The organism is Massilia sp. TS11 (assembly GCF_022012445.1).
Lineage (GTDB): Bacteria > Pseudomonadota > Gammaproteobacteria > Burkholderiales > Burkholderiaceae_D > Telluria.
Window position 1 is genome coordinate 383,161 of record NZ_JAKLTS010000001.1, and the last position, 17,653, is coordinate 400,813.

Below are 17,653 nucleotides of genomic sequence, written 5' to 3' on the forward strand. Positions count from 1 at the left end.
TCCGCTCCCAGTCTTGATGCGCTTGAAGTAGCGTTCTACGTCCGCGTAGTGGTCGGTAAGAACTGCGCCTTCGGAATACCATATCTCTAAAATGTCCTGTTCCAATCTGCCATCGTGAGATCGCCAAAGCTCGACTCAATGCAACGGCACGTAGTTAAGCCGCAGCAATTCAACAAAGGCCAAAGCGTTCGCCAGATCCAAGCCCCGCTCAGCGGAGCCATATTCAGTTAGCGAACAGCCGCGCTTTTCGAGAAATTCGAGCAACTCGGTGTAGAGCTTGACATGTGTGCGGTCACCCATTGCGGCCTAACGAGAAGTAGGCGCCCTAAATGGCGCAGTTTTTTTCGACAAAGCCATGTGTTATCTCAGTTTGGATGGCTAAGAACGCAATAATATCAATAAGTTACTTCAATGTAGCACACCCTAATTCGAATTTGCAAACACACCTTGGAGTCAGCCATGACTGATGCCCGGCCGAAATTGTTGACGCAAGTGCGAGAGAAGCTTCGCTTTAAGCACTACAGCATTCGCACGGAAAGTTGTTATGTCGATTGGATTCGTCGCTTCATCATTTTTCATAACCGGCGCCATCCGTCGGACATGGGGGCAGCCGAAGTCGAAAAGTTTCTCTCTCACCTCGCAACTGTTGGGAAGGTATCGGCATCCACCCAGAATCAAGCCAAGAGTGCCTTGCTGTTCCTCTATAAGGAGGTCATTGCGGAAGAGTTGCCCTAGCTGCAGGGAATTCAAAGTGCGAAGGCATCCAAGCGACTGCCAGTGGTTTTGACGGAAGAAGAGGTCAGGTCGGTCCTTGCTCGGACGCAGGGCACTGCCGGACTTATGTTGCGCCTGATTTACGGCACTGGGATGCGCGTCATGGAATGCACGCGCTTGCGCGTTAAGGACATTGAGTTCACGCGCCGCGAGATTGTGGTGCGGGAAGGGAAGGGCGCCAAGGACAGGATCACGATGCTACCCGCCTCGCTTTGTGATCCGCTCTGCACGCATCTGGTACGAGTGCGGCAGCTTCATACCGATGACCTCGCTCGAGGTGGTGGCGACGTTTATCTGCCGTTCGCACTCGAACGCAAGTATCCGCAGGCACATCGTGAATGGGCTTGGCAATATGTGTTTCCGGCGCGCCGTCTTTCGGTAGACCCGCGCTCGGGACAGATGCGCCGCCATCACGCCGATGAGAAGGCGGTCCAGCGTGCCATGCGTCAGGCAGTGCGAGACGCCGGTATCAGCAAGCCCGCAACACCGCACACGCTGCGGCACTCGTTCGCAACGCACCTGTTACAGGCGGGGTATGACATTCGCACCGTGCAGGAACTGCTGGGGCATCAGGATGTCAGCACCACGATGATCTACACGCATGTGCTGAATCGGGGCGGGCGCGGCGTCCTCAGTCCGCTCGATCGCTGAGCCGCCGCGCATGGGCCTGACCCGGTCGCGCTGCGCTGGCCGAGCTGAGAGGCGGGAAAATGAAAAAGGCCAATCCGAAGATTGGCCTATCTCATTGAATCAATTGGTCGGGGCGAGAGGATTCGAACCTCCGACCCCTTGCACCCCATGCAAGTACGCTACCAGGCTGCGCTACGCCCCGACGAAGCTAAGATTATAGCAGACTGTTTGCCAAAGTGATAGCCCTTGTCTATCCGCTCTGTCCATCGTGGTAGAGTCTGCGCATGCATGCCCTCTCCACTCTGCTCAAGCGCGCCAGCCTGGCCGCCGTCATTCTGCTCAGCGCCTGTGCCAGTGCGCCGCTGCAGCCTGTTGCCCACACCGCCGCGCATCCCGCGCTCGAATACCGCCGCTATGCGCCCTGGCCCGACAGTCTGGTCCACGTGCTGCGCGTCGATCTGCGTCACCCTGGCCTGCGCATCGCCCTCACACCGGAGGCGCAGCGCGGCCGCATCGTCTCGGATTTTGCCGGCCATGCAGAGGCGCTGGCCGTGGTCAATGCCTCGTTCTTCAACGCGCAGTTCGCACCGCGCGGCTGGACCCGCTCGGAAGGGGGGGACTGGCCCGATGCCAGCGGTGTGCATGACTGGGCCGTTTTCGCCTGTTCGGGCCCGGTCAGCTGCGAGGTGGCGCTGCCGCCGGTGCAGGCGGCGCCCGCCTGGCGGACCGTGGTGGCCGGTATTCCGGCCCTGCTGCATCAGGGGCAGGATGTGAGTGAACAGGGCTGTGCGTCGCGGCGCAAATTCTGCAGCGATACGCACCCGCGCACGGCCATCGGTCTGGCCGATGGCGGCAAGACTTTATTGCTGGTCGTCGCGGAAGGGCGACAGCCGCCGGTGCTCGGCATGACGATTCCGCAGCTGGTGCAGCTCATGCGCACGCTCGGCGCCACCGAGGCGCTCAACCTCGACGGCGGCGGCAGCAGCACGCTCAGCGTACAGGGCCAGCAGCGCATGGGCCGGCCGAATAACGAGCCGCAATTGCGCAAGGTCGCCAATGCCCTGATGGTGCTGGGCGGCGCGGCCCCTTAAGCGGGCTTAGGCCCGCTGGCGCGTACATTCGTCATCTTCGACAGGGCGTCGAACCAGAACGGTGCGCCCAGGCTGATGGCCAGCGCGGACAGGACCAGTCCCAGCAACTTGCTCAGCCATGCCAGGCGGTCGGCCGGCATCGGCGTCTGATCCCAACCCAGCGGGAAGACCGCCCCCGCTTGGGCGGAAGCCTGATCGGCCGCCTTCAGCACGGTCTGGCCATTCGCGCCGGCCGTGGCCCCGGCCTGGATCACGCCATTTTGCAATTGTCCGGACAGCTGGACGGCCGCGGTGCGCAGGCTGGCATTGCCGTACAGGGCATGGCTGATGGCGAGCGTGTCCACATTGCCGATGCTGACGATGACTGCCGCAATCACCAGCGACATCATGGCCAGGTTGCGCTTGTACCAGCCGCTGGCGCGCGCCATCACTTCCTCGTACCAGTGCTCGATGTGGGCGCGGAAGGCGTCGATATCGCCCTTGGCGGCGTCCAGAAAACTCAGCAGCAGCGCGCGCGTGCTGTCGGCCAGCGGCTTGTCGCGCAGGCGGGCGGCCAGCTCGTCACCGCTGAGGCTGCGATAGTCGGGCGCAATCGCCATCAGCAAGATCTGGCTGAACATCGATTTGTCGAGATAGGAGGGCAGGCGGGCACGGTTGTCGCTCATCGTGCGCAGCAGCGGCTGGCCGAAGAACCAGTGGCCGGGATCGGCCTTGGCCGCCGTCGCGCTGGCGCCGTCGACCAGCTGGCTCACGGCGCGCTTCCAGTGGGTCGGGCGCATCTCCAGCCACTGGCTGCACAGTTCATTGGCGGCCGTCACGGCCAGGCTCATGGTGAGGTAGATGGTGACCAGGCCGAGCAGCACGTCGAGTACGGTGGAGCCAAACATAGTTCCTCCTGATGTAATCATTGGCAAGATTGCTCGATAATAAAACTTGGCGCTGGATTCGACCAGCCAAGCTGGCGCGCCGCGCATGGCGGGCGTGGCAGACTGTCTGCCCCCGGATACAGGTGGCAATAGGTATTTCCTATTGCTTAGATCGGAACAATCCATTTGAGTAATTTCGACGGCTCCCGTACTATCCGTTCTGTCGAATGACACGTAACAAACCAACCTAAGGAGAAACCGAATGAATGCATCGCTGATCAACACCGAAATCCTGCCCTTCAAGGCCACGGCTTACCACAACGGCAAGTTCGTTGATGTGAGCGACGCCTCGCTGAAAGGCAAGTGGTCGGTGGTGTTCTTCTACCCGGCCGACTTCACCTTCGTCTGCCCGACCGAACTGGGCGACCTGGCCGACAACTATGCCGAGTTCCAGAAACTGGGCGTGGAAATCTACGGTGTCTCGACCGACACCCACTTCACCCACAAAGCCTGGCACGACACCTCGGACACGATCCGCAAGATCCAGTTCCCGCTGGTGGGCGACCCGACCGGCACCATCACCCGCAATTTCGGCGTGATGATCGAAGAAGCTGGCCTGGCCGAGCGCGGCACCTTTGTGATCGATCCGGCTGGCAAGATCCAGATCATCGAAATCAACGCCGGCGGCATCGGCCGTAACGCCACCGAACTGCTGCGCAAAGTGAAGGCTGCCCAGTACGTGGCCTCGCACCCGGGCGAAGTCTGCCCGGCCAAGTGGGAAGAAGGCGCCAAGACCCTGGCTCCGTCGCTGGACCTGGTCGGCAAGATCTAAACCCTCTCCCCCGCATCGCCCGCCCCGGCCATGCGCCGGGGAGGCGATTGCAGCGCCGAGCCGCAACACGCCCGTGGGCGGCTCGCCAGTGCAATCTCCCCGTTCTACACCCGTAATATCCTTAGCAGGAGGACTCATCATGCTCGACGCAGCAATCAAGGCCCAGCTCCAGGCTTACATGGAGAAACTGCAGCAACCGATCGAACTGGTCGCTTCGCTCGACGGCAGCGCCGCCTCGAACGAGATGCGCGGCCTGCTCGAAGACATCGCGGGTCTGTCCGACAAGATCGCCGTTCACTTCGACGGCACCGACACGCGCCGCCCGTCCTTCAGCGTGGCGCCGGCCGGCCAGGCGGCGCGCATCCGCTTCGCCGGTCTGCCGATGGGTCATGAATTCACCTCGCTCGTGCTGGCCCTGCTGCAGTCGGGCGGCCATCCGCCCAAGGTCGATGCGGCCGTGCTCGAGCAGGCCAAGGCCCTGCAGGGCAGCTTCAAGTTCGAGACCTTCATCTCGCTGTCCTGCCACAACTGCCCGGACGTGGTGCAGGCCCTGAACCTGATGGCCGTGCTCAACCCGGGCGTGGAATCGGTGATGATCGACGGCGCCCTGTTCAAGGACGAAGTCGAGGCGCGCAAGATCATGGCCGTGCCGACCGTGTTCGTCAATGGCGAGCATTTCGGCCAGGGCCGCATGACGATCGAAGAGATCCTGGCCAAGGTCGACAGCGGCGCCAGCGCCCGCGAAGCCGAGCGTCTGCAGGCGGCCGAGCCCTTCGATGTGCTGGTCGTCGGCGGCGGTCCGGCCGGTTCGGCGGCGGCCGTGTATGCGGCGCGCAAGGGTATCCGCACGGGCATCGTGGCCGAGCGTTTCGGCGGCCAGGTGATGGACACCCTGGGCATCGAGAACTTCATCTCGGTCAAGTACACGGAAGGTCCGAAGCTCGTGGCCCAGCTCGAACAGCACGTCAAGGAATATGGCGTCGACATCATGAACCTGCAGCGTGCCGCCGGACTCGAGGGCGTGGGCGCGGACGGCTATGCCCAGGTCAAGCTCGACTCGGGCGCCACGCTCAAGGCCAAGACGGTGATTCTGGCCACCGGCGCACGCTGGCGCGAAATGAACGTGCCGGGCGAGAAGGAGTACAAGGCCAAGGGCGTGTGCTTCTGCCCGCACTGCGACGGCCCGCTGTTCAAGGGCAAGCGCGTGGCCGTGATCGGTGGCGGTAACTCGGGCGTGGAAGCGGCCATCGACCTGGCCGGCATCGTGTCCCATGTCACGCTGCTCGAGTTCGATACCAAGCTGCGTGCCGACGCTGTGCTGCAGAACAAGCTGCGCAGCCTGCCGAACGTGGAGATCATCATGAACGCGCTGACGACCGAAGTGCTGGGCGACGGCCAGAAGGTCACCGGCATCACCTACCAGGACCGCGCCAGCGGCGCCAGCCAGCGCGTCGATCTGGAAGGCATCTTCGTGCAGATCGGTCTGCTGCCGAACACCGACTGGCTCAAGGGCAGTGTGGCCCTGAGCCCGCGCGGCGAAATCGAAGTCGATGCGCGCGGCGCCACCAGCCTGCCGGGCGTGTTTGCCGCCGGCGACGCCACCACCACGCCGTACAAGCAGATCATCATCGCCATGGGCGAGGGCGCCAAGGCCAGTCTGTCGGCCTTCGACCATCTGATCCGCAGTTCGGTGCCGGCCGCGGACAGCGCCAAGCTGGCGGCCTGATCTGCCGCGGCGGCGGACGCGGGGGCTTGCTGACCCGCGCCGCCGCCAATTTTTCCCTTCCCGACGCACCAAGGTTTGCGCTGGCGCAAACCGGACGCGGCTTTCCCTTGGCCGGTGTGGAATGGCGTGAAATCCTTGCGCCATCTCATTACCGACCGCGAAAGGGAAGCCGATGTCCGCCAGCCGCCTGAAGTCGATTCTCACCTATGTGCTGATTCTGGCCCTGGGCCTGAGCCTGGGCTATGCGGCGCCGCGCGCCCTCAAATGGCTGACGCCGAGCACGCGCACGGGCGACTTCAGCGCCTACTTCCCCGATGCCAGCACCCAGGTGGTGCTGTACGGCACCCCGACTTGTCCGTTCTGCGAGCAGACCCGCGCCTACCTGCGCGAGCGCCAGGTGCACTTCGCCGATCTGGACGTGAGCCAGCCGGGCCAGGCGCGCGCGCATTTCGATGCGCTTGGCGGGCGCACGGTGCCCATCATCCTGGTCGGCAAGCAGCAGATCCGCGGCTTTAACAAGGCCGCGCTCGACAAGGCCCTGGCCGACCTCGGCCACACGCTGCCCTGAATTCACAGGCCGACCGCGCGGCCCGGGCGGGGCCGGCCGGCCTCTGTTCGTCCGCCCGGAGAATCGGAGACATCACAATGAATAAGAAACTCGCCTTGCTGCTGTTCGCCCTGGGTCTGGGCGCCTCCTCGGCCTATGCCCGCCTGCCGGACTGCGAATGGAACTGCTACCTCGAGTGGAAGTCCTGCAAGGCCTTTGGCGGCACCGACTGTGACGCCACCCGCGCCGAGTGCGACGCCGCCTGCTCCGCCTGAGTCGGCTGATGGAGCCGGCCACCAGCCTGCTGCTGCGCCGGCTCCAGCTCGCGCCCCGCGGGGCGTTTGAGCATGCTCAATGTATTGCCAGCCAACATCTTCATGCTAGCGCGGTGATCCACCCCGGGAGCGATGATGCGTGTGCACGGCAAACTGCATTGGAGCGAGGGCCTGAGCCTGGGCCCGCAGCATTTTCAGTACCAGGATGTCTACCATGAGCAGCGCCTGCAGACGGCGCTGCAGCTGATCACGCCGCATGCCTGGGGCCTGCGCGAGCTGCTCTGGCAGCGCGCCGCGCTGGCCGACAATCTCCTGATCTGCGAGGCCGTGGCCGCCGTCTTCCCCGATGGCGAACAGGTCGAGGCGCCGGGGCGCGATCTGCTGCCCGAGCCGCTCAATCTGGCGGGCCTGGCGCCCGGCGCCGCGCATCTGCTCATCTATCTGTGCCTGCCCCAGCTCAAGCCGCAGGGCGCCAATGTCGACGCGGCCGAGGCCCGCTACGCCAGCGTGCTGCACGAGGTCGAGGACCTGCACGGTGTGGCCATGGCGGCGCCGGTCAGCTTTTTGTGCCAGCGCCTGCAGCTGCTGCCCGACACGCGCGCGCGCAGCGGCATGAGCGGTTTTCCGGTCGCACGCCTGCGCCGCCTGGCGGCGGGCGGCTTTGAGTTCGACCCCGAATTCGTGGCTCCCAGCCTGCATGTGCGCGCCACGCCCACACTCGGCGCCATGCTCGACAGCCTGCTGGCCAAGCTGTGCGCTCGCATCGACCAGCTGCACGCGCGCCAGCGCCAGGGCGCCAGCGGCGTGCTGGAGCCGCACCACAACGAGGCCGCCGCCTTCTGGCTGCTGCAGACCCTGAGCCGCGCCTGCGCGCCTCTGCTGCACATGGCGCGCCAGCGCCAGGTCCATCCGGCGCGATTGTTCGACACGCTGCTGGAACTGGCCGGTGCGCTGATGGCCCTGTCGCGCCAGTACGCGCTGCACGAGCTGCCGCATTACGACCATGCCGATCCCGGGCCGGCGTTCACGGCGCTCGACCGCATCGTGCGCGAGCTGACCGACACCATCATCTCGAGCAAATGCTTCCCGCTGGCGCTGGTGCGCGACGCGCACAAGTCCACCCACTACCGCGCCCAGCTCGACGCCGCCCGCATCGACGAGCGCACGGCCCTGTTCATCGCCGTGAATGCGGACATGCCCGCGCTGGAACTGGTGGCGGCCGTGCCGCTGCGCTTCAAGCTCGGCGCGCCGGACGACGTCGAGCGCATCATCGTGTCGGCCCTGGGCGGGGTCGAGCTGCTGTACACGCCGCAGCTGCCGGGCGCCGTGCCGGTGCGGCCCAACACCTACTACTTCGCGCTCGTGAACAAAGGGCCGATGTATGCGGCCATGCTGCGCGCCCAGGCCCTGAGCCTGTACGTGCCCGAGGGCTTTGCGGGCCTGCGCCTGGAACTGCTGGCCGTGACCGACTAGGCGCGCTGCAGCAGCGGCTGGCCAAACGCGAACGAGGCCTTGCGGATCAGGCCATCGCGCACTTCGTACACGCACAGCATCTCGATGCTGCCCAGGCCCTGCGGGAAGTTGCGCGTCACCCGTTCCAGGTCCACCACGATCGGACCGAGCACGCTGCGCGTCAGCAGCTGGGCGTGCAGATCGGGTTCGGTGAAGCGCTCGCGCATGCGTTCGCGCATCGCGGCGTGGCCCTGGGCCAGACGTTCACCGTGCAGCATGAACTGCTCGGCGTCGGGCGCATAGGTGGCGAGCCAGGCTTCCAGGTCGCGGGCATTGTAGGCGTCGAGCTGGCGCTGGACGACGGCGATCGGATCGGGATTGTGCATGATGGCGGGGCAGGGTAAAGGCGCCATCATAAACTGGGCAGGGCCTGCATTTGTCGCTAAAATGTCGGCATGCTGTCCCGTGCCTTCCCTGTCCGATTCGCTGCCTGGCTTGCCTGCGTGGCGGTGCTGCTCGCCGCGCTGATGCCGTCGGTGTCGCATCTGCTGGCCGCCAATCCGGCCACGGCGCCGCTGGTCGAGCTGTGCTCGGCCGACAGCGTTAAGAAGGACATGGCCGGCGCCGGCCACCTCGAGCACTGCGCCTACTGCGCCACCCACGACGGGTCGCTGGGCCTGGCTCCGACGCTGCTGGGCGCGCTGCCGCTGCCGCTGGCGCGTCACGAAGTGCCGCAGCTGTTCCTCCACTCCCCGCAGCCCCTGTTTGCCTGGGCCACGCCGCAGTCGCGCGCGCCGCCCGTCCTCGCCTGATTCCTGCCCGTTTCGCGCGCGCCGGCCTGCCGCCTGCGCGCGTGCCCCTGCACGATTCAAGCGATTACCATGAAACCGACACTGATTGCGGCTGCCTTGTGCGCAGCCTGCGGCCCCTTTGCCTGGGCCGCTGAACCTTTTTCCGCCACCCCGGTGGTGCTGATCTCGGGCGGCCGCCCGACTTCGCTTCCGAGTGAAATCCCGACCACGCTCGAAGGCGTGAGCGCGCGCCAGATCGAGGAGGGCATCAACGCCAGCGACAGCGAAGACGCCCTCAAATATCTGCCCAGCCTATTGGTGCGCAAGCGCTATGCGGGCGATTACAACCACGCCGTGCTGTCGACGCGCGCCTCCGGCACCGGCAATAGCGCGCGCTCGATGGTCTACGCCGACGGCATTTTGCTGTCCAATTTTCTTGGCAACGGCGCCAGCTTCGCGCCGCGCTGGGCCATGGTCACGCCGGAAGAAATCGAGCGCGCCGATGTGCTGTACGGACCATTCTCGGCGGCCTATCCGGGCAATGCGGTGGGCGCCGTGGTCGACTTCCAGACCCGCATGCCGCAGCGCTTCGAAACCCATGTGGCCCTGGCCGGCACGGTGCAGCCCTTCCGCCTGTACCGGAGCGACAGCACGCTGCACGGCCGCCAGGCCAGCATCGCGGTCGGGGACCGCGTCGGCGCCTGGTCCTGGTATCTGGACCTGAACCGCCAGGACAGCGAAGGCCAGCCACTGAGCTTTGCCACGCGCCTGATCGCCGCGGGCGTTCCTGGCAGCGCCGGCACGCCCGTCAGCGGCGCCGTGGCCGACCGCGACCGCAGCGAACGTCCGTGGCTGCTGCTGGGCGCCAGCACCCAGTACCACAGTGTGCAGGACCACGCCAAACTGAAGCTGGCCTGGCAGCTCGCCCCGGGTGTGCGTCTGTACTACCTGTTCGGCCTGTGGCAAAACCAGTCCGACGGCCAGGCCCAGAGCTATCTGCGCGATGCGGCCGGGCGCACGGTGAGCACGGGCGTGGTCAATATCGGCGGGCGCAGCTACACGCTGTCCGCGAGCGACTTTGCGCCCACGCGCGAGGCCCTGCGCCACAGCATGCACGGCCTGTCGCTGAAGTCGAACACGCGCGCCGCCTTCGACTACGAACTGGCCGCCAGCAGCTTCGGCTACGACCGCGACGAGCTGCGCGCGCCGACCAGCGGCAGCGGGGCAGGGCGCCTGGTGGATCTGCACGGCACCGGCTGGCGCAGTCTGTCCGCCAAGGGCATCTGGCGGGTGCTGACCGGCCATGTGATCGAGGCCGGTGTGGCCCAGGACCTGTACCACCTGGCTTCGACCGAGCGTGCCACCAGCAGCTGGACGACGGGCGCGGGCGGCGCGCGCAATCAGGCCTTCGCCGGCCACACCGCCCTGAGCGGCCTGTTCGCCCAGGATGCCTGGCAGTTTGCGCCCGACTGGCGCGCCGTGCTGGGCCTGCGCCTGGAACACTGGCGCGCCTGGGACGGCGTGACCGCGAATGCCAGCACCAGCGTGGCCCACCCCGAACGCAGCGCCCACTACGCATCGCCCAAGGCGGCCATTGGCTGGCGCGCCAGCGAGGACTGGCAGCTCAAAGCCTCGACCGGGCGTGCGGTCCGCGTGCCCACGGTGTCCGAGCTGTATCAGGGCGGCGTCAACGCGGCCGGCACCCTGATCAACAACGACCCCGCGCTGCAGCCCGAACGTTCGTGGACCACGGAGCTGAGTGCCGAACGCGGCACCGCCAACGGCGGCCTGTGGCGCCTGACCGCCTTTTTCGAACGCACCAGCGACGCCCTGTACGCGCAGACGAATGTGCTGGTCACGCCGAACGTGACGAATGTGCAGAACGTCGACCGCATCGCGACGCACGGGCTGGAGACGGCGCTGAACCTGCGCCACTGGCTGATGGCCGGGCTGGATCTGGACGCCAGCGCCACCTGGACCGATTCGCGCATCCGCGCCAATCGGCGCTTTCCGGCCAGCGTGGGCAAATGGCAGCCGCGTATTCCCGAGTGGCGCGCCACGGCTTTGCTGACCTGGCATCCGTCCACGCGCTGGTCGCTCGCCTACGGCATGCGCTACAGCGGCCGTCAGTATTCGACCCTCGATAACAGCGATCCGAACGGCTATGCCTACCAGGGCGCGAGCGCCTATTTCACGACCGACCTGCGCGCGCGTCTGCGTCTGCAGGACGGCTGGAGCATCGCGGCCGGCGTCGATAATCTGAACAACTACCAGTACTGGAACTTCCATCCCTACCCGCAGCGCAGCGCCAGGTTCGAGCTGCGCTACGACCGCTGACGCTTGTCCGTCCTGTGGGGAATCGGTATCCTGATGGTCCATGCTGAAATGAGAACTATGGCTGCGATTCCCCACGAATGGATCCTCTGGATCGACGAAAATATTGAACGCGGCGTGGCGCCGACGACGCTGATCGAAACCATGCTGGCGCACCGCTTCGATCAGGCCGCGTCGAGCCAGGCTGTGTATGCACGTCTGGTGGAATTCGGCGCGCGCAAGCAGGGCCAGGGCCAGGTCACACCGGTCGAGCGCGACTATATGCACGCGGGCGCCGGCCTGCAGGGTATCGGCAACAGCGTCGACATCGACGGCCACCGCATCCAGGTCGTGATGAAGCTCGAGAAGCCGCAGGTGCTGGTGTTCGACAATGTGCTCACGCCCGAGGAATGCGATCAGCTGATCGCCGCCTCGCGCAGTAAACTCAGCCGCTCCACCACGGTGGACGAGCAGACCGGCGTGGCCCAGCCGCACAAGGACCGCACCAGCCAGGGCTGCTTCTTTTACGTGAACGAGAACCCCTTCGTGGCCATGCTCGACAAGCGCATCGCCACGCTGATGCAGGTCCCGGTCGAAAACGGCGAGGGCCTGCAGATTCTGAATTACCCGCCGGGCGCCGAGTACAAGCCGCACTACGACTACTTCGCGCCCGAGCTGCCCGGCAGCCAGACCCACCTGGCCCATGGCGGCCAGCGCACGGCGACCCTGGTCATCTACCTCAACGAGGTCGAGGCCGGCGGCGAAACCATCTTCCCGCGTGCGAACCTGGCGGTGGTGCCCAAGCGCGGCAGCGCCGTCTACTTCCACTACTTCAACCAAGGCATGGTCGATTCGCTCACCTACCACGGCGGTAATCCCGTCCTCGCCGGTGAAAAATGGATCGCCACCAAATGGGTGCGCGAACGCGCTTACCGCTGATGGACAATGAATTCGACCGCATCCGCGACGCGATGCGCCAGTTTGTCGCCGAGCGCGATTGGGACCAGTTCCACACGCCGAAGAATCTGGCCAGCGCGCTGGCCGTGGAAGCGGCCGAGCTGCTCGAGATCTTCCAGTGGCTGCGCCAGGGCGAGCCTGACGAACTCGGGCCCGACAAGCTGCAGGCCGTGCGCCACGAAATGGCCGATGTGTTGCTGTATCTGGTGCGCCTGGCGGACCGCCTGGGCGTCGACCTGCCCAGCGCCGTGGACGAGAAGATGGTGCTCAACCGCGCCAAATACCCGGCCGATCTGGTGCGCGGCGACGCGCGCAAGTACGACCAGTACAAGCGCTAGCGATTATGCAGATTTCGTCATCCGGTTTTGGCGCCGGATGCAAGACGCCCGCGCCCTGCGGGCGTAAGCTTCAGGCTTCTGTTCATCTCTGAGGAACCGCATATGTGGAAAGGTGTGCTGCCTGCCGTCTCGACCAAATTCACCGAGGACGGCGCGCTCGATTTCGCTGAAATGGAGCGCTGCTTCAAACTGCTGATGGATGCCGGCTGTGATGGCCTGATCGCCTGCGGCTCGCTGGGCGAAGGCCCGATGCTGTCGCATGCCGAACGCCTCGATGTGCTGCGCGCCACCAAGGCCGTCAGCGGCGGCAAGCCGGCCCTGCTGACGATCGCCGAATCGGGCCAGCGCGAGGCCTGCCAGCTGGCCGAACAGGCTGCGCGCGCCGGCGCCGATGGCCTGATGGTCGTGCCCAGCCTGATCTACCACACCAACGAGCAGGAGACAGTGGCCAATCTGCGCGCCATCGCCGCCGCGGCCGATCTGCCGGTGATGATCTATTCGAACCGCGTGGCCTACCGCGTCGACGTCACGCCCGAGCTGCTGCTCGAACTGGCCGACGACAAGCGCTTCGTGGCGATCAAGGAGTCGTCCGACGATATCCGCCGCACCACAGAAACCATCAACCTGCTGGGCGACCGCTACCAGGTGCTGACCGGCGTCGACAACCTCGCCTACGAGGCCCTGTGCATGGGCGCGGTCGGCTGGGTCGCCGGCCTGGTGCTGGCCTTCCCGCGCGAGACCGTGGCCATCTACCAGCTGATCCAGCAGGGCCGCCATGCCGAAGCCCTGGCCATCTACCGCTGGTTCCGCCCGCTGCTCGACCTCGACGTGTCGCGCTATCTGGTCCAGAACATCAAGTTGGTCGAAGCGATGGTGATCGGCTCGAACGAGCGCGTGCGCGCCCCACGCCTGCCGCTGAGCGGCGCGCAGCGCGCCCACGTCGAATCGGTCGTGCGCAAGGCCCTCGCCAGCCGCCCCGAGCTGCCGGCCTTCTAAGGCGGTATGGGCTGCGATGTCCTGGTGGTCGGTGCCGGCATGGTCGGCACCGCCTGCGCGCTGGCCCTGCGCCGCGCCGGCCTGTCGGTGTGCGTGGTCGATGCCATGGCCCCCGGCAGCGGCACCACGGCGGCCGGCATGGGCCATCTGGTGGCCCTGGACGATCACGCCCCCGAACTGGATCTGTGCCTGCACTCGCTGGCACTGTGGCGCGACTTCTTCGCCGAGCATCCGGGCGTCGGCGAGCCCTGGCATTGCGGCACCTTGTGGGTGGCCGAATCCGAGGCGCAGATGGAAGAAGCGCGCCTGCGCGCGGCCCGGCTGGGCGCGCGCGGCTATCCCGCCGAATTACTGAGCGGGGCCCAGGTGGCTGCGCTCGAACCGCAGCTGCGGCCCGGCCTGGCCGGCGGCCTGCGCGTGCCCGGCGATAGCGTCGTCTACCCGCCCGCCGTGGCGCACCACATCGCCTACCGCCTGCTCGGCGCCGACGCGCTGGTGCTCGGTGCGCGCGTGGTGCGCATCGGCCCCGGCGAGGTGGAGCTCGAAAGCGGGCGCCGGTTGCGCGCCGAGCATATCGTGGTGGCCGCCGGCGCCACCGTCGGCGCGCTGCTGCCGGAGGTGCCGGTGTTTGCGCGCAAGGGCCACCTGGCCATCACCGACCGCTACCCGGGCAGCTTGTCGCACCAGATCGTCAGCATGAATTACGGCCAGACCGAACCCGGCTCGGACGCGCTGGCCGTGGCCGCGAATGTGCAGCCGCGGCCGACCGGCCAATGGCTGGTCGGCTCCTGCCGCCAGGACGGGCAGACCGATACCCGGCTCGATCCGGCCGTGCTGGGCAAGGTGCTGGCCACGGCCATCGGCCTGCTGCCCTGCCTGGCCGGGATGCGCGTGCTGCGCGCCTGGGCCGGCATGCGTCCGGCCGCGCCCGACGGGCTGCCGCTGATCGGCGCGCACCCGCGCCGCTCCGGCGTCTGGCTGGCCGTCGGCCACGAAGGCCTGGGCGTGACCACGGCCCTGGGTACGGCCAGCCTGCTGGCCGACCTGATCCTCGGCCGCCGCCCGGCCATCGCCAGCGCGCCGTTTGATCCGGCCCGTCTGCTGCAAGGAGAAGCGCATGGATGAGACCCTGACGATCGTCGTCGACGGCCGGCCGCTGCCGGCGCGGCGCGGCATCAGCGTCGCCGCCGCCCTGATGGCCGCCGATCACCTGCGCACGCGCACCAGCGTGCGCGGCCAGCCGCGCTTTGCCGTCTGCGGCATGGGCGTGTGCCAGGAGTGCCGCGTGAGCATCGACGGGGTGGCCCAGCGTCTGGCCTGCCAGACCCTGGTGGCGCCCGGCATGCGCATCGACACCGGCGGCCCGCTGGCCGGGGAGGGCGGGGCATGACGCTGCTGATCATCGGCGCCGGCCCGGCCGGGCTGGCCGCGGCCGAAGCGGCTTCGCGCGATGGCGCGCCCGTGACCATCGTCGATGAAAACCTGGAGGCTGGCGGCCAGATCTGGCGCGGCGGCCCGGCCAGCTGGCAGGACCGGCGCGCACGCGCCCTGTGGCGCGCGCTGTCGACGCGTGCGCAGGTGCGCTGGCTGCATGGCACGCGCGTGGCTGCCATGGCCGGTGCGCGCAGCCTGCTGCTGGAAGGGCCGCTTGGCCCGCTGCGCCAGGACTGGGATCAGCTGATACTGTGCAGTGGCGCGCGTGAGCTGCTATTGCCTTTCCCCGGCTGGACCCTGCCCGGCGTGACCGGGGCGGGCGGCCTGCAGGCCCTGATCAAGAGCGGCGCGCCGCTGGCCGGCAAACGCGTGGTGGTGGCCGGCACTGGCCCGCTGCTGCTGGCGGCGGCCCACACGATTCAGCAGGCCGGCGCCAGCGTGGCGGCCCTCGTCGAACACCAGCCGCGCCGCGCGTTGCTGGGTTTTCTCGGCCAGCTTGCGCGCCGCCATCCGGCCAAGCTGTGGCAGGCCGCTGGCCTGCTGCGCGCGCTGGCCGCCGTGCCGATGCAGCACGGCGCCGTGGTCACCGGCGCGGTGGGGCAGGAGCGCCTGCTCGGCGTCACCCTCAGTAATGGCCGCGTGATCGACTGCGATTATCTGGCCTGCGGCTTCGGCCTCGTGCCCAACCTCGAACTGGCCGGCCTGTTTGGCCTGGAGACGGCGGCGGGCCGGGTGCAGGTCGATGCGGCCCAGCGCAGCAGCGAGCCGGCGATCTGGGTGGCCGGCGAAGCCACTGGCATCGGCGGTGTCGACAAGGCCCTGGCCGAAGGCGCCATCGCCGGTCTGGCCGCGCGCGGGCAGGCGCTGCCGGCGGCGCTGCTGCGCGCTCGCACCCGGGCGCTGGCATTTGCTACACTGCTGGCGCGCAGCTTTCCGCCGCCGCCGCTGATGCGCGAGGTCTGCCGTCCGTCCACCATCGTCTGCCGCTGCGAGGATGTGACGGCCGCCGAACTCGCCCCCCATCGCGACTGGCGCAGCGCCAAGCTGCAGACGCGGGCCGGCATGGGTCCGTGCCAGGGCCGCATCTGCGGCGCCGCGTGCCAACACCTTTTCGGCTGGGAGGCTCCAGGACTGCGCCAGCCGGTTTTCCCAACCCAAGCCGCCACGCTCGCGCTGGCGGCCAGCGAGGATCGCGATTCATGAAACAGCTTTTCATTAACGGCGCCTGGATCGATGGCGCCGCCAGCACCAGCACCCGCAACCCGTCCGACCTGTCGGACACCGTCGACACCTACGCCAGTGCCGGTCCGGAGCAGGTCGAGCTGGCCATCGTCGCCGCCGATGCGGCCGCGCGCAGCTATGGCCTGTCGAACGTGCAGCAGCGCGCCGACGCGCTCGACATGATCGGCAGCGAGATCCTGGCCCGCAAGCAGGAGCTGGGCACGCTGCTGTCGCGTGAAGAGGGCAAGACCCTGGCCGAAGGTATCGGCGAAGCGGCGCGCGCCGGCGCCATCTTCAAATTCTTCGCCCAGGAAGCGCTGCGCATCCGCGGCGACAAGCTGGCCTCGGTCCGTCCCGGCATCGAGGTCGATGTCACGCGCGAGCCGGTCGGCGTGGTCGGCATCATCGCGCCGTGGAACTTCCCGATCGCCATCCCGGCCTGGAAGGTCGCGCCGGCTCTGGCCTATGGCAATAGCGTGATCCTCAAACCGGCCGAACTGGTGCCCGGCTGCGCCTGGGCCCTGGCCGAGATCATCGCGCGCTCCGGCCTGCCGGCCGGCGTCTTCAACCTGGCCATGGGCCCGGGCCGCGTGGTCGGCGAAGCCCTGGTCAAGGACCCGCGCGTGAACGCGATTTCCTTCACCGGCTCGACCGCCACCGGCGCGCGCGTGCTGGCCGGTGCCGCCATGCGGCGCGCCAAGGTGCAGCTTGAAATGGGTGGCAAGAACCCGCTCGTGGTGCTCAAGGACGCCGACCTCGAGGTGGCCGTGAACGCCGCCGTCCAGGGCGCCTTCTACAGCACCGGCCAGCGCTGCACGGCGTCCTCGCGCCTGATCGTCGAAGAAGCCATCTACGGCCGCTTCGTCGAGGCCGTGGCGGCGCGCCTGGCCGCGCTCAAGGTCGGCCACGCCCTTCAGAGCGGCACCGACATCGGCCCGGTGGTCGACAGCAGCCAGCTCGAACAGGACCTGTCCTACATCGAGATCGCGCGTGCCGAAGGGGCACGCCTGGTCTGCGGCGGCGAGCGCCTGCAGCGCGACACCGAAGGCTATTTCCTCAGCCCGGCGCTGTTCGCCGACTGCGAGCCCGGCATGCGCCACGCACGCGAAGAGATCTTCGGCCCGGTCGCCTCGGTGATCGCGGCGCGCGACTACGAGCACGCGCTGGCCCTGGCCAACGACACCGAGTTCGGCCTCACCGCCGGCATCTGCACGACCTCGCTGAAATACGCGACCCACTTCAAGCGCCATGCGCGCGCCGGCATGGTGATGGTCAATCTGCCGACCGCCGGCGTCGATTACCACGTGCCCTTCGGCGGCACCAAGGGCTCCAGCTATGGCGCGCGCGAGCAGGGCAGTTACGCCGCCGAGTTCTTCACCACGGTGAAGACGGCCTATACGGCGGCCTGAT

At 67.3% G+C, this 17,653-nt stretch carries 17 protein-coding genes, 1 tRNA gene and 1 pseudogene; 16 read left to right on the top strand and 3 right to left on the bottom strand.

Going from position 1 to position 17,653, the window contains the following annotated elements; translation table 11 throughout:
- The first annotated feature begins 459 nt into the window (after positions 1 to 459).
- Positions 460 to 1,425 (top strand): annotated as a pseudogene (locus tag LZ005_RS01715) (integron integrase).
- A gap of 104 nt (positions 1,426 to 1,529) precedes the next feature.
- Here LZ005_RS01715 and LZ005_RS01720 read toward each other — a convergent pair.
- Positions 1,530 to 1,606 (bottom strand) — tRNA-Pro (locus LZ005_RS01720).
- Positions 1,607 to 1,688: 82 nt separating this feature from the next.
- Here LZ005_RS01720 and LZ005_RS01725 point away from each other — a divergent pair.
- On the top strand, positions 1,689 to 2,495 hold the full coding sequence (locus LZ005_RS01725; protein WP_237804041.1) for a phosphodiester glycosidase family protein: 807 nt from the start codon (positions 1,689 to 1,691) through the stop codon (positions 2,493 to 2,495).
- Here the strand turns inward: LZ005_RS01725 and LZ005_RS01730 are convergent.
- Positions 2,492 to 3,382: a hypothetical protein gene (locus LZ005_RS01730; protein ID WP_237804044.1), complete on the bottom strand. Its 891-nt coding sequence runs from the start codon at positions 3,380 to 3,382 to the stop codon at positions 2,492 to 2,494. The two genes, LZ005_RS01725 and LZ005_RS01730, sit on opposite strands and share 4 nt — an antisense overlap.
- A 241-nt stretch (positions 3,383 to 3,623) precedes the next feature.
- Between LZ005_RS01730 and ahpC the strand changes: the two genes are divergently transcribed.
- The 5 genes from ahpC (at position 3,624) to tssK (ending at position 8,214) form a co-directional block, all read left to right on the top strand.
- Positions 3,624 to 4,193, top strand: a complete 570-nt coding sequence (ahpC, locus tag LZ005_RS01735; RefSeq protein WP_237804046.1) for an alkyl hydroperoxide reductase subunit C — start codon at positions 3,624 to 3,626, stop codon at positions 4,191 to 4,193.
- A 139-nt stretch (positions 4,194 to 4,332) separates the two neighbouring features.
- Positions 4,333 to 5,919: an alkyl hydroperoxide reductase subunit F gene (gene ahpF / locus LZ005_RS01740; RefSeq protein ID WP_237804048.1), complete on the top strand. Its 1,587-nt coding sequence runs from the start codon at positions 4,333 to 4,335 to the stop codon at positions 5,917 to 5,919.
- Positions 5,920 to 6,091: 172 nt separating this feature from the next.
- Positions 6,092 to 6,487 (top strand): glutaredoxin family protein, encoded by a 396-nt coding sequence (locus tag LZ005_RS01745; protein ID WP_237804050.1) that lies wholly within the window; start codon positions 6,092 to 6,094, stop codon positions 6,485 to 6,487.
- A 77-nt stretch (positions 6,488 to 6,564) separates the two neighbouring features.
- Positions 6,565 to 6,741, top strand: coding sequence for a hypothetical protein (locus LZ005_RS01750; protein WP_237804051.1), 177 nt, complete (start codon positions 6,565 to 6,567; stop codon positions 6,739 to 6,741).
- A 132-nt stretch (positions 6,742 to 6,873) separates the two neighbouring features.
- A complete protein-coding gene (tssK, locus tag LZ005_RS01755; protein WP_237804053.1) occupies positions 6,874 to 8,214 on the top strand; it encodes a type VI secretion system baseplate subunit TssK in 1,341 nt (446 codons plus the stop codon).
- Here the strand turns inward: tssK and LZ005_RS01760 are convergent.
- Positions 8,211 to 8,579 carry a nuclear transport factor 2 family protein gene (locus LZ005_RS01760; protein WP_237804055.1) on the bottom strand — a complete coding sequence of 123 codons (369 nt, stop codon included), beginning with the start codon at positions 8,577 to 8,579 and terminating at the stop codon, positions 8,211 to 8,213. The two genes, tssK and LZ005_RS01760, sit on opposite strands and share 4 nt — an antisense overlap.
- 69 nt (positions 8,580 to 8,648) lie before the next feature.
- Here LZ005_RS01760 and LZ005_RS01765 point away from each other — a divergent pair, with 69 nt between their 5' ends.
- The 9 genes from LZ005_RS01765 to LZ005_RS01805 all read left to right on the top strand — a co-directional run bounded on the left by LZ005_RS01765 (position 8,649) and on the right by LZ005_RS01805 (position 17,652).
- On the top strand, positions 8,649 to 9,005 hold the full coding sequence (locus LZ005_RS01765; protein ID WP_237804057.1) for a DUF2946 domain-containing protein: 357 nt from the start codon (positions 8,649 to 8,651) through the stop codon (positions 9,003 to 9,005).
- A 69-nt stretch (positions 9,006 to 9,074) separates the two neighbouring features.
- Positions 9,075 to 11,321: a TonB-dependent receptor gene (locus tag LZ005_RS01770; RefSeq protein ID WP_237804059.1), complete on the top strand. Its 2,247-nt coding sequence runs from the start codon at positions 9,075 to 9,077 to the stop codon at positions 11,319 to 11,321.
- Between the two features lie 57 nt (positions 11,322 to 11,378).
- Positions 11,379 to 12,236: a 2OG-Fe(II) oxygenase gene (locus LZ005_RS01775; protein WP_237804061.1), complete on the top strand. Its 858-nt coding sequence runs from the start codon at positions 11,379 to 11,381 to the stop codon at positions 12,234 to 12,236.
- Positions 12,236 to 12,592 (top strand): nucleotide pyrophosphohydrolase, encoded by a 357-nt coding sequence (locus LZ005_RS01780; RefSeq protein WP_237804063.1) that lies wholly within the window; start codon positions 12,236 to 12,238, stop codon positions 12,590 to 12,592. The genes LZ005_RS01775 and LZ005_RS01780 overlap by 1 nt, the downstream gene beginning before the upstream one ends.
- Positions 12,593 to 12,694: 102 nt before the next feature.
- Positions 12,695 to 13,588: a dihydrodipicolinate synthase family protein gene (locus LZ005_RS01785; RefSeq protein ID WP_237804065.1), complete on the top strand. Its 894-nt coding sequence runs from the start codon at positions 12,695 to 12,697 to the stop codon at positions 13,586 to 13,588.
- Positions 13,589 to 13,594: 6 nt separating this feature from the next.
- A complete protein-coding gene (locus LZ005_RS01790; protein ID WP_237804067.1) occupies positions 13,595 to 14,713 on the top strand; it encodes an FAD-binding oxidoreductase in 1,119 nt (372 codons plus the stop codon).
- A complete protein-coding gene (locus tag LZ005_RS01795) occupies positions 14,706 to 14,978 on the top strand; it encodes a (2Fe-2S)-binding protein (protein WP_237804070.1) in 273 nt (90 codons plus the stop codon). Before LZ005_RS01790 ends, LZ005_RS01795 begins: the two co-directional genes overlap by 8 nt.
- Positions 14,975 to 16,225: an FAD/NAD(P)-binding oxidoreductase gene (locus LZ005_RS01800; protein WP_237804072.1), complete on the top strand. Its 1,251-nt coding sequence runs from the start codon at positions 14,975 to 14,977 to the stop codon at positions 16,223 to 16,225. Before LZ005_RS01795 ends, LZ005_RS01800 begins: the two co-directional genes overlap by 4 nt.
- Complete coding sequence (locus tag LZ005_RS01805) at positions 16,222 to 17,652, top strand: aldehyde dehydrogenase family protein (RefSeq protein WP_237804074.1); 1,431 nt, start codon at positions 16,222 to 16,224, stop codon at positions 17,650 to 17,652. Before LZ005_RS01800 ends, LZ005_RS01805 begins: the two co-directional genes overlap by 4 nt.
- Position 17,653: the final 1 nt, after the last annotated feature.

Coding starts and splice junctions, on each gene's coding strand:
- LZ005_RS01725 (WP_237804041.1), top strand. CDS start 1,689: ATGCATGCCCTCTCCACTCTGCTCAAGCGCGCCAGCCTGGCCGCCGTC.
- LZ005_RS01730 (WP_237804044.1), bottom strand. CDS start 3,382: ATGTTTGGCTCCACCGTACTCGACGTGCTGCTCGGCCTGGTCACCATC.
- ahpC (WP_237804046.1), top strand. CDS start 3,624: ATGAATGCATCGCTGATCAACACCGAAATCCTGCCCTTCAAGGCCACG.
- ahpF (WP_237804048.1), top strand. CDS start 4,333: ATGCTCGACGCAGCAATCAAGGCCCAGCTCCAGGCTTACATGGAGAAA.
- LZ005_RS01745 (WP_237804050.1), top strand. CDS start 6,092: ATGTCCGCCAGCCGCCTGAAGTCGATTCTCACCTATGTGCTGATTCTG.
- LZ005_RS01750 (WP_237804051.1), top strand. CDS start 6,565: ATGAATAAGAAACTCGCCTTGCTGCTGTTCGCCCTGGGTCTGGGCGCC.
- tssK (WP_237804053.1), top strand. CDS start 6,874: ATGATGCGTGTGCACGGCAAACTGCATTGGAGCGAGGGCCTGAGCCTG.
- LZ005_RS01760 (WP_237804055.1), bottom strand. CDS start 8,579: ATGCACAATCCCGATCCGATCGCCGTCGTCCAGCGCCAGCTCGACGCC.
- LZ005_RS01765 (WP_237804057.1), top strand. CDS start 8,649: ATGCTGTCCCGTGCCTTCCCTGTCCGATTCGCTGCCTGGCTTGCCTGC.
- LZ005_RS01770 (WP_237804059.1), top strand. CDS start 9,075: ATGAAACCGACACTGATTGCGGCTGCCTTGTGCGCAGCCTGCGGCCCC.
- LZ005_RS01775 (WP_237804061.1), top strand. CDS start 11,379: ATGGCTGCGATTCCCCACGAATGGATCCTCTGGATCGACGAAAATATT.
- LZ005_RS01780 (WP_237804063.1), top strand. CDS start 12,236: ATGGACAATGAATTCGACCGCATCCGCGACGCGATGCGCCAGTTTGTC.
- LZ005_RS01785 (WP_237804065.1), top strand. CDS start 12,695: ATGTGGAAAGGTGTGCTGCCTGCCGTCTCGACCAAATTCACCGAGGAC.
- LZ005_RS01790 (WP_237804067.1), top strand. CDS start 13,595: ATGGGCTGCGATGTCCTGGTGGTCGGTGCCGGCATGGTCGGCACCGCC.
- LZ005_RS01795 (WP_237804070.1), top strand. CDS start 14,706: ATGGATGAGACCCTGACGATCGTCGTCGACGGCCGGCCGCTGCCGGCG.
- LZ005_RS01800 (WP_237804072.1), top strand. CDS start 14,975: ATGACGCTGCTGATCATCGGCGCCGGCCCGGCCGGGCTGGCCGCGGCC.
- LZ005_RS01805 (WP_237804074.1), top strand. CDS start 16,222: ATGAAACAGCTTTTCATTAACGGCGCCTGGATCGATGGCGCCGCCAGC.